The 14,583-nt window shown below is 74.4% G+C and carries 5 protein-coding genes; 2 read left to right on the top strand and 3 right to left on the bottom strand.

Annotation, left to right across the window (positions count from 1 at the left end):
- Positions 1–8: 8 nt before the first annotated feature.
- Positions 9–1,013: a methyltransferase domain-containing protein gene (locus ACLJOU_RS43370; protein WP_410575113.1), complete on the bottom strand. Its 1,005-nt coding sequence runs from the start codon at positions 1,011–1,013 to the stop codon at positions 9–11.
- A 237-nt stretch (positions 1,014–1,250) separates the two neighbouring features.
- Between ACLJOU_RS43370 and ACLJOU_RS43365 the strand changes: the two genes are divergently transcribed.
- Both ACLJOU_RS43365 and ACLJOU_RS43360 read left to right on the top strand, forming a co-directional pair.
- A complete protein-coding gene (locus ACLJOU_RS43365) occupies positions 1,251–2,015 on the top strand; it encodes an ABC transporter ATP-binding protein (protein ID WP_410575112.1) in 765 nt (254 codons plus the stop codon).
- Entirely contained in the window at positions 2,015–3,958 is a 1,944-nt protein-coding gene (locus ACLJOU_RS43360; RefSeq protein WP_410575111.1) for an FtsX-like permease family protein, read from the top strand. The genes ACLJOU_RS43365 and ACLJOU_RS43360 overlap by 1 nt, the downstream gene beginning before the upstream one ends.
- A 63-nt stretch (positions 3,959–4,021) precedes the next feature.
- Here the strand turns inward: ACLJOU_RS43360 and ACLJOU_RS43355 are convergent, their stop codons facing one another.
- Together ACLJOU_RS43355 and ACLJOU_RS43350 are read right to left on the bottom strand one after the other, a co-directional pair.
- Complete coding sequence (locus tag ACLJOU_RS43355; RefSeq protein ID WP_410575110.1) at positions 4,022–13,438, bottom strand: amino acid adenylation domain-containing protein; 9,417 nt, start codon at positions 13,436–13,438, stop codon at positions 4,022–4,024.
- A complete protein-coding gene (locus ACLJOU_RS43350) occupies positions 13,425–14,438 on the bottom strand; it encodes a TauD/TfdA family dioxygenase (RefSeq protein ID WP_410575109.1) in 1,014 nt (337 codons plus the stop codon). Before ACLJOU_RS43350 ends, ACLJOU_RS43355 begins: the two co-directional genes overlap by 14 nt.
- Between the last annotated feature and the right edge of the window lie 145 nt (positions 14,439–14,583).

The following is a 14,583-nucleotide window of genomic DNA, read 5'->3' as shown; positions in this document are numbered from 1 at the left end:
CGGGGGTCCTATTCCAGCTCGAAGACGACGGACCGGGTCAGGGTGGTGATCAGGTGCCGCCGCACGCAGCGCCAGCCGGCCTCGGCGAAGACGCCGTCCCATTCCTCCAGCGTGGGCAGGTAGACGTCCATCAGGTCGTGCCCGACCTCGAAACCGAGGGTGAAGATGGGCAGCTCGGTCTCGGCGACCCCGGGCAGCCGGGTCGCGTCGCCGAGGAGGAACCGGCGTACGCGGGGGAAGGTCCGCCGGAGCCGGCGCAGCACCGCGACGCAATCCTCGCGCGGCCAGAAGTCGTGGCCCATCATGAAACACGTCAGCAGGTCGACCTCGGCGAACTCGGGCCGGTCGGCGAGCGCCCGGACATCGCCTTCGAAGAAGGAAATCCGGTCGGCGAACCCCTTTTCGGCCACGTCGGCACGCGACAGCTCGAGGGCCGCGGGCGCGATTTCCACGCCGATCCCCCGCGTGCCGGGATAGCGCTCCACGAGCTGCATGAGCCGTTCCCCGCTGCCCGAGCCGAGGTCGGCGACCACGCCGAACGCGTAGTCGAGGCCGTCCATCGCGGCCCAGAAGGCGGGGTCGAAGTACCGGGTGTTGATTTCCCGGCAGGCGTAGCTGATGGCCGCGGCATCACGCCGGTAGTAGTCGCCGACGCGGTTTTCGTTGCGCAGCACGTAAGGCATCTTCGCGAACAGCTCGCCGCAGCCGAGGCTCAGCCAGTGGAACAGCGAGCGGTGGCGGAAGACCTCGCCGAAGTTCGGCCCCATGACGTAGGTGTGCTGCCGCCGCTCGACCACGCGGACGCTGGCCAGCGCGGTGAACATCCCCCGCGTGGACGGTTCGTGCAGGTCGTGGCGGGCCGCGAAATCGGCGGGATCGACCTTGCCGTCGCGATCGAGCTCGTCGAGCGCGCCGAGTTCCCAGGCCGCGCCGATCGCCGCGGAAGCCACCACCGAGTTGAAGATGTCGGCGGCGGCCCGCTCGGCGTCGTTGTTCTCAACCGTCGCTTTCATGCGCCCTCTCCACTTTCCGGTCACTGCGACCGCAGGTTCGATCAGCTTCGGCGAAAACGGGCGGCGCGGACAGGTGTTTGACTCGGCGGCGAAACAGCCAGGTGGCGAATCCGGCCCCGCACTCCCCCTTTCGGGGGTAGAGTTTTCTCGACTCCACCGGTATCCGTGGTGCTACTTCTCGCCGAACCCCCGCTCGCCGCCCGCGGCGCACCGCGGCTTCGTGGTGCAATGGCGGGCATGGTGCTGGGAAACAGGGGCCGCAACGTGCTCGATGTCGCGGCGACGGCCGTGGAATTGCGCGGTGTCGTCCGCGAGTACGGGGCGAAACAAGCGCGGGTGCGCGCGCTCGACGGCGTGAGCCTGCGCTTTCCCGCCGGGTCGTGGACGGCGGTGATGGGCCCGTCCGGCTCCGGCAAGTCCACGCTGCTGCACTGCGCGGCCGGGCTGGAACGGGTGGACGCCGGCCAGGTCTTCCTGGCGGGCCGGGAGATCACCGCCGGCACCGACGCCGAGCTGACCGCGTTGCGGCGCCGGCACATCGGGTTCGTGTTCCAGACCTTCAACCTCGTCGGCTCCCTCACCGCCGAGCAGAACGTCGCGCTGCCGCTGCGGCTCGCCCGCATGCGGGTGTCCAAATCGGACGTCCGCGCGGCGCTGGGCTCGGTGGGGCTCGCCGACCGCGTGCGACACCGCCCGCACGAGCTTTCCGGCGGCCAGCAGCAGCGGGTGGCCCTCGCCCGCGCCATGGTGACCCGGCCGGCGGTGCTCTTCGCCGACGAGCCGACCGGGGCGCTGGATTCGGCGTCGGCGCGGCTGGTGCTGGACCTGCTCGGCGAACTGGTGGCCACGAGGGGCCAGACGGTCGCGATGGTGACCCACGACCCGCTGGCGGCGGCGCGGGCCGGCACCGTGCTGTTCCTGTCCGACGGCCGGGTGGTGGACACCGCGGACCGGCCGACCCCGCTCGCGGTCGCCGACCGGCTCGCCCGGTTGGAGGGCTGATGTTCCGCTTGTCGCTGAGCACCTTCCGCGACCGCTGGCCGCTGTTCATCGGGGCCGTGCTGAGCGTCGCCGTCGGGGTGGCGCTGGTCGAATCCTCGCTGCGGATCCTGGCCGCGGCCGCCACCCCGCCGATCCCGCCCGGGCTGTCCTCGCCGGAGGCGGAGCAGCTGCGCGACACCTACGACGGCGCGACGACCCTGATGGGCATGACCGCGATGCTGTCGACGTTCCTCGCGGTCTTCATCGTCAGCTCCACGTTCGCCTTCACCGTGGCCCAGCGCCGCCGGGACCTCGCCCTGCTGCGGCTGCTCGGCGGCGGCCGCGGGCAGCTGCGCGGCCTGCTGCTGTCGGAGGCGGTCCTGCTGGGGCTGTGCGGGGTGGCCGCCGGCCTCCCGCTCGCGGCACCGGCCGCCGCCGCCCAGACCGCGATGCTGACCGGTTTCGGCTTCCTGCCCGCGGACTTCACGTCCGCCTCGGCGGGCTGGACGGTCGTGACGGCGGCGGGCACCGGCGTCGCCGTGGCCCTGCTGGGCGTGCTGACCGCGTCGCGGCGGGCCTCGCGGATCCGGCCGCTGGAAGCCCTGCGCGACAGCGGCACCGCGGCCACGGTGATGACCGCTTCGCGCTGGGTGCTCGGCCTGCTGCTGCTGGGCTGCTCGGTCGTGCTGGTGCTGCTGTCGCAGTCGGCGGGCCTGCTCATCGCCCTCGCGCTGTCGATGTCGCTGACGATGACCGGCGGGATCGCGCTGAGCCTGCTCAGCCCGCTGGTGGTGCCGTTGACCGGCCGGGTGTTCGGCCTGGTGCTGCGGGGCAGCACGCTGGGCGGGCTGGCCGAGGCGAACCTGCGGGCCGGCGTCCGCCGCAGCGCCGCCACCGCGGCTCCGCTGATCGTGCTCGTCGCGCTGGTGCTCGGGCTGTCCGGCACGCTCTCCTCGCTGGCCCGGGCCGCCGGCGAGGAGCTGACCCGGACGGTGGACGCCGATCTCGTGGTGGAGTCGACCGGAGCGGACGCCCAGCGGGTGGCGGCGGTGCCCGGCGTCGCGGTGGCCTCCCCGGAGATCACCGCGCCGATGACGCTGACCATGCCGGTCATCGACCGCGACACCGACGAACCCGAGGAGGAGAGCGTCCACTCCGGAATCGTCGCGGTGGACCCGGCGGCCTACGCACGGACCCACCACGCCGCCCTGCTGGGCGGGTCCCTGGCGGACCTGCGCGGCCCGGCGATCGCGGCGACCGAGCGCAGCGAACAGCAGCTGACCCTCGGCAGCACGTTCTCGGCCCGGGTCGAGGGCACGGCCCTTTCGCTGCGGCTGGCGGCGATCCTGCCCGAGCGGCTGTCCACCAGCGACGACTTCCTCGTCCCGCGCGAGCTGCTGCCCCCCGCCGTGCTGGCGGGGGCCCCGGCCCAGACCCTCGTGCGGCTGGCGGACGGCGCCGCACCCGCCGCGGTCGCCGACCGCATCCGCGCCGCCCACCTCGGCACGGTGTCCACCGTGGAGGAATGGGCGGCGGACCGCTCGGCCCGGCAGCAGGACACCAACGTCCGGACGATGATCGTGCTGATGGCCCTGTCCGGCCTCTACGCGCTGATGGCGGTGATCAACGCGGTGGTGATCGCCGGCACCGAGCGCAAGCGGGACTTCGCGGTGACCAGGGTGATCGGCCTCAGCCGGCCCCAGGTGATCGGGATGGCGCTGATCGAGTCCTGGGCCGTGACGGTGATCGGGCTGTTCCTCGGCGGCCTGGTGGTGGCCGGGACACTGGCCGGCGTCGCGGCGGGCACGGCCCGGGCGATCGGCGTCGCGGTGGTGGACTTCCCCTGGCCGCTGCTGGGCCTGGTGGTGCTGGTGGCGTTCGCCGCCATCGGCGCGACCAGCGTGCTGACGACCCTGGCCGCCACCCGCCCCCGCCCGATCAGCCTGGTGGCCGCCCGGGAGTGAGCCCCTGGCCGGCTCGTTCCCGTTCGTCGGGGGACGGGAACGAGCCGCCCAGGACCGGCGAAGTCACCCTTCCGGCTGCCGCAGCTCCAATCCCGACAGGATGCGCTCCCGCACCAGCTCCGCCAGTTCCGCCACCGTCGAAGCTTCGAACAAATCCCGCGGCGAAGCCGGCACCCCGAACGCCCGCCGCACCCGCGAAGCCAACCGCAGGCTCACGATCGAATCTCCGCCCAGGCGGAAGAAGTCGTCGTGCACGCCCACCCGGGGGATGCCCAGCACCTCCGACCACAGCCGGGCCAGCGCCGCCTCGGTCGGGTCGCGGGGTTCGACGTAACCTTCGCTCACCCGGTCCTCGCGCGCCGGGGCCGGCAGGGCCCGGCGGTCGACCTTCCCGTTGGCGGTCAGCGGCAGCTCGTCGAGCCGGACGAACGCCGAGGGCACCAGGTACGGCGGCAACGACTCCGCCAGCGCCGCACGCAGGTCCGCTGGCGGGGTGCCGACGACGTAGCCGGTCAGCCACGCGCGGCCGTCGGGTTCGCGCCGGGCCACCACGACCGCCGCGGTGACGCCGGGTACCCGCAGCAGCGCCTGCTCGACTTCGCCGAGCTCGACCCGGAAGCCGCGGATCTTGACCTGGTCGTCGGTCCGCTCGAGGAACTCCAGCTGCCCGTCCGGGGTCCACCGCCCCAGGTCGCCGGTGCGGTAAAGGCGCGCCCCGGGCGGGCCGAAGGGGTGGGCGACGAACCGCTCGGCCGTCAGGTCCGGGCGGCCGGCGTAACCGCGGGACAGCCCCGCACCGCCCAGGTAGATTTCGCCCGGGGTACCCACCGGCACCGGGCCGAGCCGGGCGTCGAGCACGTAGGCGGTGGCGTTGGCCAGCGGGCCGCCGACCGCGGGCAGCCGGTCGCCGTCGGGCCGCACCTCGCCGCCGGTGGACACGACCGTCATCTCGGTGGCGCCGTAGTGGTTGAACAGCCGGAACGGCGTGCCGCGCGGCGGACGGCGGCGCACCGTGTCGCCGCCGGTGAGGACCAGCCGCAGGCTGGTGCGGGCGAGCCCGGGTTCGTCCAGGAGCGCCTCGACCCGTGCGGGCAGCAGGTAGCAGATCGTCACCCCGGCCGCGGCGAACCAGGCCACCATCGCGGCCGAGTCGTCGAGCACCTCGGGCCCGGGCACGGCCACCGTCGCCCCCGCCACCAGGTAGGGCCACAGCTCCCACACCGACGCGTCGAAGCCCAGTGCGGCCAGGTGCGCCGAGGTGTCCCCCGGCGCGATGCCGTACTCCCGCGCCTGCCAGGTGCACAGCTGCACGAGGTTGCGGTGCTCGACCATGACCCCCTTGGGCTGCCCGGTGGAGCCGGAGGTGTAGACGACGTAGGCCAGGTTCTCCGGCCGGGTCGCCGTGGCCGGCGCGCGGTCGGGGCGGACCCCGATCTCCGCGGCGTCCTCGTCCAGCCGGACCACCTCGACGCCGCCGGGCCACGGCAGCCGGATCGACCGGCGGGTCACCACGAGCGCCGCCTCCGCGTCGGCCGCGACGAACGCGGCCCGCGCCGGCGGGACGCCGGGATCGAGCGGCACGTAGGCGGCACCCGCCTTGAGCACGGCGAGCTGGGCGACCACGAGGTCGGCGCCGCGCTCCAGGCACGTCACCACCCGCACGTCCGGACCGGCCCCGTGGGCGATCAGGTGGTGGGCGAGCCGGTCGGCCCGGGCCGTCAGCCCGGCGTAGGTCAGGTCCGGCCCGGTCGCCGTCGTGACCGCCACCGCGTGCGGCGACCGGCGTGCCTGCTCGTCGATCAGCTCGGGCAGGCACCGGTCCGCGGGGAACTCCGCCGCGGTGCGGTTCCACTCCACGAGCACCTGCCGGCGCTCGTCCCCGGTCAGCCCGCACAGGTTCCGCACCGAGCGGTTCGGGTCGGCCGCGATCGCGGCGAGCACGGCCTGCAGCCGGCCGGCCACCCGCTCGGCGGTGTCCCGCTCGAACAGCGCGGCGTCGTAGTTCAGCAGCAGCGACAGCCGCGGTCCCGGGTAGGCGATGAGGTTCAGCGGGTAGTTCGTCCCGCTGTCCGACCGGACGCCGGCCAGCCCGATGCCGTGCTCGGCCGCGGTGCCCGGGTCGAACGGGTAGTTCTCGAAGATCACGATGCTGTCGAACAGCGGCACGCCGGGCGGCACCTCGCTGCAGCCCTGCACCTGGGCCAGCGACACGTGCTCGTGCCCGCCGGCCTCCGCCTGGGCCGCCTGCAGCTCGCGCAGCCAGGCCATCAGGTCGGCTGCTCCGGCCACCCGCACGCGCACCGGCAGGGTGTTGATGAACAGCCCGACGATCGACTCCACCCCCGGCAGCTCGGCCGGGCGGCCCGCGACGGTGGCCCCGAAGCAGACGTCCTCGGTGCCGCCGTAGCGCGCGAGCACCATCGCCCACGCGCCCTGGATCACCGTGTTCACCGTGACCCAGGCCTGCTTCGCCACGTCGTACAGCGCTTCGGAGATCTCCGGGGAGACCTCGACGGCCAGCTCGGCGGGCTCCGGCGGCCGGTGCCCGCTCCCGCGGGGACGGTCGAACGGCAGCCGCGTCGGCGTGGTGAACCCGGCCAGCGCCGCGCGCCAGTGCGCCTCGGCCGCCGTGAGGTCCTTTTCGGACAGCCACTCGACGAAGTCGCGGTACGGACGGCGGGACGGGGCCGTGAACGGCCGGCCGCCGCTCAGCGCCGCGTATTCGCCGAACACCTCGGCCAGCACCTGTCCCACGCTCCACCCGTCGAGCAGCACGTGGTGGAAGGTCCAGAGCAGTTCGACGCGGGTGTCGCCGAGCCGGGCGACCGCCAGCCGCAGCAGCGGGGGCGCACCCAGCTCCGGCGGCCGCTCGCGGTCCCGCCGCAGGTGCTGCGCGGCGGCCTCCCGGCGCGCGGCTTCGCCGAGCGCCCGCCAGTCGTGGTACTCGACGGGCAGTTCGGCGTGCTCGTGCACGACCTGCACCGGCTGCGGGACGTCCTCCCACACCAGCGAAGTGCGCAGCACCGGTATGCGGTCGGCCACCCGCTGCCAGGCGGCGCCGAGCAGCCGCGGGTCCGCCACGCCGTCCAGCACCAGCGACGTCTGCTCGAGGTAGAGGCCGCGCTGGTCGCCGATCAGGCTGTGGAAGAGCATCCCGCTCTGCATCGGGGTCAGCGGGTAGATGTCGGCGACGCCGCGGCCGTCGCCGGCGATGCGGTCCACCGCCGCCTGGTCGAGCCCGGCGAGCGGGAAGTCCGACGGCGTCCGGCCGCCGGCCCCCGGCGCGGTGCAGTGCGCGGCCAGCTCGGCGAGCCCGGCGGCGAACTCCCCGGCCAGCCGCCGCACGGTCTCCTCCCGGTGGACGGCGCCGGAGTGGAACCAGTGGAACTCCAGCCGGTCCCCGGCCACCAGGCCGACCACGTCGAGCAGGTGCGGCCGGGTGCCCTCCGGGCACTCGGCGAGGCCGAGCCCGGGACCGGCGGGGTCGTACAGCGAGCCGCCGAGGTCGAACCGGCCCAGGTAGTTGAAGCTGATCTCCGGCCGCGGCCCGTCGAGCGTCCCGCGCAGGTGCTGCAGCACGCCGTGGCCGAGCCCGTGCCGGGGCACCGCCCGCAGCCGCTCCTTGACCGCCTTGAGCAGCGGGCCGGGACCGGCGCCGGGCGGAACGTCCAGGACCACCGGGTACAGGCTGGTGAACCAGCCGACGGTGCGGGAGAGGTCCAAGTCGGGGAAGAGCTCCTCGCGGCCGTGGCCCTCCAGCCCGATCAGCACCCGTTCGCCGCCGGTCCAGTCCGCCAGCACCCGGGCGAGCGCGGTGAGCAGCAGGTCGTCCACCCGCGCGCGGTAGGCGTGCGGGGCGTCCCGCAGCAGCGCCCGGGTGTCGGCGGCGGACAGGCGGACGGTGACCGCGCGCGCGGAGCCGGGGGTGTTCGCACCCGGCGCGTCCACGGGCAGCCGCGGGCAGTCCTGTTCGGACAGTGCCGTCCAGTGCGGCAGCTCGTCGTCGAACCCGCCGTCGCCGGCCAGCGCGGCCAGCCGCACCGCCCAGTCGCGGAACGCCGTCGTCTTGCGGCCCAGGTCGACGGGTTCGCCCCGCACGGCCTGCCGGTAGGCCCGCTCGAGATCGGCCAGCAGCACCCGCCACGAAACGCCGTCGGTGACCAGGTGGTGCGCCGCCATCCGCAGCACCGGCCGCCGCCCCGGCACGCGGTCCAGCGCCACGCGCAGCAGCGGCCCGTTCGTCAGGTCCGGGTCGCCGGCGCGCCACACGTCCGCGGTCTCGGCGGGCAGGCCGTACTGCCGCCAGGTGTCCCCGGCGGGTTCGAACCGCATCCGCAGGGCGTCGTGGTGGGCGAGCAGGGCTTCGACCGCGACGCGCAACGCGGCTTCGTCCGGCTCGGGGTCGGTCAGCTCGACCCGGACGGTCTGCGCGAAGTCGTGCGGGTCGGCGGTGTGCGTGGCGAAGAACCAGTGCTGGATCGGGGTCAGCGGCACCGCGCCGCTGACCGGTCCCTGCTCGGCCTCCGGCGCGGCCGCGTGCTCGGCGTGGCTGGCCAGCGCCGCGACGGTCTGCCAGCGGAAGACGTCGCGGGCCCCGAAGGTCAGCCCCCGCTCCCGGGCCCGGTGCACCAGCTGCAGACCCAGGATGGAGTCCCCGCCGAGCTTGAAGAAGTTGTCCTCGATGCCCACCGACGGCAGGCCCAGCAGCTCCGCCCAGATTTCGGTGAGCACGCGTTCGGTCCCGGTGCGCGGGGCCTGCCCGCCCGCTTCGCGCCGCGGAGCGGGCAGCCTGGCCCGGTCGACCTTGCCGTTGCGGGTCAGCGGCAGCGCGGCCAAGACGACGAGATCGGCCGGGACCATGTACTCGGGCAGGTCCCGGCTCAGCTCCTCGCGCAGCCGCTCGGGGTCGAGCCCGTCGCCCACCACGTAACCGACCAGCCGGCGGCCGGTCCGTTCGGTCCGCACCGCCACCACGGCCTCCTCGACCCCGGAGCAGCGGCCCAGCACGCCTTCGATCTCGCCGGGCTCGATCCGGAACCCGCGGATCTTGACCTGGTCGTCGGTGCGGCCGGCGTACTCCAGCGCACCGCGGCGCCAGCGCACCAGGTCGCCGGTGCGGTAGAGCCGGCCGCCCGGCGCAGCGCCGGCGAAGGGATCGGCCACGAACCGCTCGGCGGTTAGCTCCGGCCGGCCCAGGTAGCCGCGGGCGAGCCCGGCTCCGGCCAGGTACAGCTCGCCGACCACGCCGTCGGGCACCGGCTGCAGGCGCTGGTCCAGCACGTACGCGCGCAGGTTGTCCAGCGGCGTGCCGATCGGCAGCGGCTCGCGCGGTTCGGTGCCGGGCGGCATCGGGTACGCGGTCGCGAACGTCGTCGTCTCGGTCGGCCCGTACACGTCCACCACGGTGACGCCGGGCGAGCCGGCCAGCACCCGGCGGACTGCGTGCGGCGAGACGACCTCGCCCCCGGTCCAGACTTCCCGCACCCCGGCGAAGCAGTCCGGTGCCTCGTCCGCGAACTGGCGGAACAGGGCGGAGGTCAGGAAGACGGCGGTCACCCCGGCCCCGGTGACCAGCCGCCGCAGCCCGGCGGCGTCGAGCGCGCCCGGCGGGGCCACGACGACCCGGCCGCCGTTGAGCAGGGGCACCCACGTCTCGTAGGTGGTCGCGTCGAAGGCCGGTGCCGAGTGCAGCAGCACCCGGTCGTGCCCGCCGCCGCGGAACCGGCTTTCGACGGCCAGGGCGGCGACGTCCCGGTGCCGCACCGCCACGCCCTTCGGCGTCCCGGTCGACCCGGAGGTGTACATCACGTAGGCGAGGTTGTCCGGCAGGACACCGGACGCGGGCGCCTCCGCGGCGGACTCGCCGGACACCGCCAAAATTTGTCCACTGTGGAGAGTCCGGGCGGTGTCGAGCCGGTGCCGGTCGGCGATCAGCACGTCCGGCGCCGCTTCGGCCAGCACGGCCCGCAACCGCGCGACCGGCGAGCGCACGTCGAGCGGGAGGTACACCCCGCCGGCCTTGGCGATCGCCAGCTCGGCCACGACCATCTCCGCCGAGCAGTGTTCGAAGAACAGGGCGACCGGCCGCTCGGGGCGCACCCCGGCCGCGGCCAGCCGGTGCGCGAGAGCGTTGGCCCGCCCGGCCAGTTCGCGGTAGGTCAGTGCCACCTCGCCGTCGACGAGCGCGGTGGCGTGCGGCGTCCGCGCGACCTGCGCCTCGAACAGTCCGGGCAGCGTGGCCTCCGGTACCGGCCGGGCGGTGTCGTTGCGCTCGACGAGCAGCTGCCGCCGTTCTCGCGCGCCGAGCAGCGGCAGCAGCGACACCGGCTGCTCCGGGTCGTCCGCGATCGCCGTGAGCAGCACGCGCAGGTGGCCGGCCAGCCGTTCGATCGTCGCGGCGTCGAAGAGGTCGGTGCTGTAGGTGAACACCGTCCGCAACGAGCCGCCCGTGGGCCAGAACTCGACGAACAGGTCGAAGGGCGCCGAAACCCGGGGCATGTCGAGCTCTTCGACGTGCAGGCCCGCCACCTCGCCCGCGTGCACGAACGGCTTCTGCAGGGCCACCATCACCTGGATGAACGGGGTCCGGGCCGGATCGCGGTCCGGCCGCAGCTCCTCCACCAGCCGGTCGAAGGGCAGTTCCTGGTTGGCGAACGCGGCCAGCACCATTTCCCTGGTGTCGTCGAGGAATTCGGCGAACGGCAGCGCCGGGTGGACCCGGGAGCGCAGGACCAGCGTGCGGACGAAGAAGCCGAGCAGGGACTCCAGCTCGGCCCGGTCGCGGCCCGCCGTGACGGTGCCGACGCTGACGTCCTCCTGGCCGCAGTAGCGGGACAGCAGCACCTGCATCGCGGCGGTCAGCGTGACGAACAGGGTCGCGTCCCGCCGTCCGCCCAGCTCGGTCAGCCGGGTCACCAGCCCGGCGGGCAGCTCGAACCGGTGCACCGCCCCGGCCGAGGTGCGGGCCGGGCCGGGCGTGCGATCGGCCGGCAGAGCCAGCGGGGGCACGCCGTCCAGCTGGGTGCGCCAGTAGGCCAGCTGCGGCTCGAGGGCCGGGCCGGACAGCCGCTGTTGCTCCCACACGGCGAAGTCGGCGTACTGCACCGGCAGCGGCGGCAGCCCGGCCGGTTCGTCCCGCCGGATCGCCTCGTACAACCGCAGCAGCTTGCCGATCACCACCCCCACCGACCAGCCGTCGGTGATGATGTGGCGCTGGTCGAGCACCAGGATGTGCTCGTCCCCCGCCCGCTTCAGCAGCGACGCGCGCAGCAGCGGCCCGTGCCGCAGGTCGAAGGGCCGGGCCGCGTTCTCGCGCAGCAGCTCGTCCAGCGCCGCGCCGTCGAGACCGGCGGCGTCGATCACCTCCAGCGGGGCGCTGCCGTGCGGGTGCACGATCTGCCCGCCCTCGCCGCCGGCGACGTCGAACGTCGTCCGCAGCGGCTCGTGCCGCCGCACCAGCGCCTCGAGCGCGGCGCGCAGCGCGTCGACGTCCAGCGGGCCGGACAGCCGCAGCCCGGCGGTGGTGTTGTAGTCGACGCTGTCCGGCTCCAGCCGCTCCAGGATCCACAGCCGCCGCTGGGCGGTGGACAGCGGCAGCGGCCGGTCCCGCGGCACCACGGGAATGACCTCGCCCCGGCCTTCGGGCACCGTCACCGGCAGCAGTTTCGCCAGGTCCGCGACGGTCGGCGAGTCGAACAGCGCCCGCGCGGGCAGGTCCTCGCCGAACACCGCCCGCGCCCGCGACAGCATCTGCATCGCGCGGATGGAGTCGCCGCCGAGGTCGGCGAAGAAGTTGTCGTGGATGCCGACCCGGGCCGCACCGGTGACCTCGGCCCACAGAGCGGCCAGCCGCCGCTCCGCCTCCGTGCGCGGGGCGCCGCTTCCGGTCGGCGAGCGGGGATCGGGCTCCGGCAGCGCCGCCCGGTCGACCTTTCCGTTGGGGGTCAGGGGAAATCCGGCCAGCACGACGATCGCCGACGGCACCATGTACTCCGGCAGCACGCCGGCGGCGAAGTCGCGGATCCGGGCGGCGTCGGTCGCCGTCCCGGTCACGTAACCCACCAGGCGCTTACCGCCGTTGCCGTCGGAGCGGACCACGGTGACCGCCCGCACGACGTCGGGGTGGCGGGTGAGCACCGCGTCGATCTCGCCGAGCTCGATGCGGAACCCGCGCACCTTGACCTGGTCGTCCACCCGGCCGACGAAGTCCAGGTTGCCGTCCGGGCGCCAGCGCAGCAGATCCCCGGTGCGGTACACGCGCGAACCGGGCACGCCGGCCGGGGCGGCCACGAACCGCTCCGCGGTCAGGCCCGGGCGGGCCAGGAAACCGCGGCCCAGCCCGTCCCCGGCGATGTAGGCCTCGCCGGGCACGCCGACGGGCACCGGCTCGAGCCGGTCGTCGAGCAGGTAGATCCGGGTGTTCGGGATCAGCTTGCCGATCGGCAGCACCGTGTCGGTGCCCGCGGGGTCGAAGGTGCTGCAGCAGGTGACCGAGGCACACTCGGTCGGCCCGTAGACGTTGACGATCCGCAGCCCGGGCACCCGGTCGGTGGCCCGGCGGCAGTGCGCGGGCGACAGGACCTCGCCGCCGACGACGATCTGCCGCAGCCCGTCCAGCACGTCCACGGCGGAATCCACCAGGGTGTGGAAGAAGCCGGTGGTGAACACCATCGTGGTGACGCCGTGCCCCCGGACGAACTCCCGCAGCTGCTCGGCCGAGGGCATCCCCGCCGGGTACACCGCGAGGCGCGCGCCGCCGAGCAGGGCGTTCCACATTTCGAAGGCGGAGGCGTCGAACGACGGCGACGCGAGCATCCCGGAGGTCTCGGTGCCGTCGAACACCGCCACGCCGCCGGGCCGCACCAGCCGCACCAGCCCCCGGTGGGTGAGCACGGCGCCCTTGGGCACACCGGTGGACCCGGAGGTGTAGAGGGTCACCGCGGTGTTCTCCGGGCCGACGGCCACCTCGGGTGCCTGCGCGGGCCACTGCTCGTCGTTCCCGGCGTCCCCGGCGTCCCCGGCGTCCCCGGCGTCGTCCAGGAAGAGCACGGTCGCTCCGGAACCGGGGATCCGGTCGGCCAGCCGCCGGTGGGTGAGCACGACCGGTGCCGCCGTGTCGGCGAGCATGACGCGCAGCCGCGCCGCCGGGTAGTGCGGGTCCAGCGGCACGTAACCGCCGCCGGCCTTCAGCACGGCCAGCGCGGCGACCACCAGGTCGAGCCCCCGTTCGAGGCAGATGCCGACCAGGACCTCCGGGCCCGCCCCGCAGGCCAGCAGCCGGTGGGCGAGCCGGTTCGCCCGCGTGTCCAGCTCGGCCGCCGTGAGCGTCCGGTCGCCGCACACCACGGCCGGGCCGTCCGGCGCCCGCCGGGCCCGGTCCTCGAACAGCTCGTGCAGGCAGCTGTCCCTCGGGTAGGGCGTGTCGGTCTCGTTCCACTCCACCAGGACCCGGTGCCGCTCGGCGGCGTCAGCGATCGTCATCGCCGCTGCCGATCTCGACGGCGCCGGCCATGGTGACCAGCACGCGCCGCTGCCCGGTGTACGGCCGCCGCCCGTGGGAGACCAGCAGGTTGTCCACGACCATCAGATCGCCGCTGTGCCAAGGGGTTTCGAAGAGGGAGTCGGCGTACGCCCGCCGGATCAGCGCCAGCTCGTCCGCCGTGATCGGCGTGCCGTCGCCGTGGTAGGCGTGCCGCGGGTAGTCCCGTTCCTCGTACATCGCCACGAGGGCGGCCCCGACGTCGTCCGGCAGGTTGGAGATGTGGAACAGGTGCGCCTGGTTGAACCAGACCTCGCGGCCCGAGACCGGATCGGTCACCACGGCCGGGCGGTGGCTGCGGGTCCGCAGCTCGTCGTCCCCGCCCCACTCCCACTCCAGTCCGTTGCGGCTGCAGTAGTCCTCGACTTCGCCGCGGTCCCGGGTCTGGAAGGCCTCCTGCCAGGTCAGCCCCATGCCCACCCGGTAGGCCCGCGTGTAGCGCACGCCCTGCTCCCGGAACCGGGCCACCAGATCGCGCGGCAGCCTGCTCAGCACCGCCGCCCCGTCGGCCAGCGGGGTGGCACCGCCGGAGGCCGCGGGCACGGCGCAGGCGAAGAACAGCCACCGCGGCACGACGCGGGCGTAGGACAGCTCGTTGTGCTGCGGAATGGTCTGGGCGGCCGGGTATTCGGTGGAGGTGTAGACGTTCCCGTGCACCGACGTGCGCGGTGTGGTCCGCTCGGTGTAGGCCAGCAGTTCCCCGCCCAGCGCCCGGGTGACCTCCTCGAGCAGCTCCGGGGTGTCGACGGCGCCCCGCACGCGCACGGCGCCGTACTCGCCGAGTGCGGTCCGCAGGGCGTCCCGGTGCTCGTGGGCCCACGGCACGACGGAAAGCGCTTCCCGCGGTCCGTCGTACTCCACCAGCCGGGTCCCGTTGCCGCCGATCAGCTCGCCGCCGAGCGGGCCGAGAACGGCGAGATCGTCCGAAAGAGTGCCGCGCATGGTTCGCCAACTCCCGGGGAAGTTCGAGCACAACCGGTCGGTCTGAGTCTCGCCGCCGGGCGGCCGGGGAGGCAATCTGCTTGACGTGGCGCCGAAACTCTCAGGTCAGGCGGCGGCCCTCAGGTGGGCCGGCGACCACCGGGCA

This window comes from Amycolatopsis sp. cmx-4-61 (assembly GCF_046548775.1).
GTDB lineage: Bacteria > Actinomycetota > Actinomycetes > Mycobacteriales > Pseudonocardiaceae > Amycolatopsis.
Note: the sequence above shows the minus strand (reverse complement) of the source record. Positions and strands in the feature narration are given on the sequence as shown.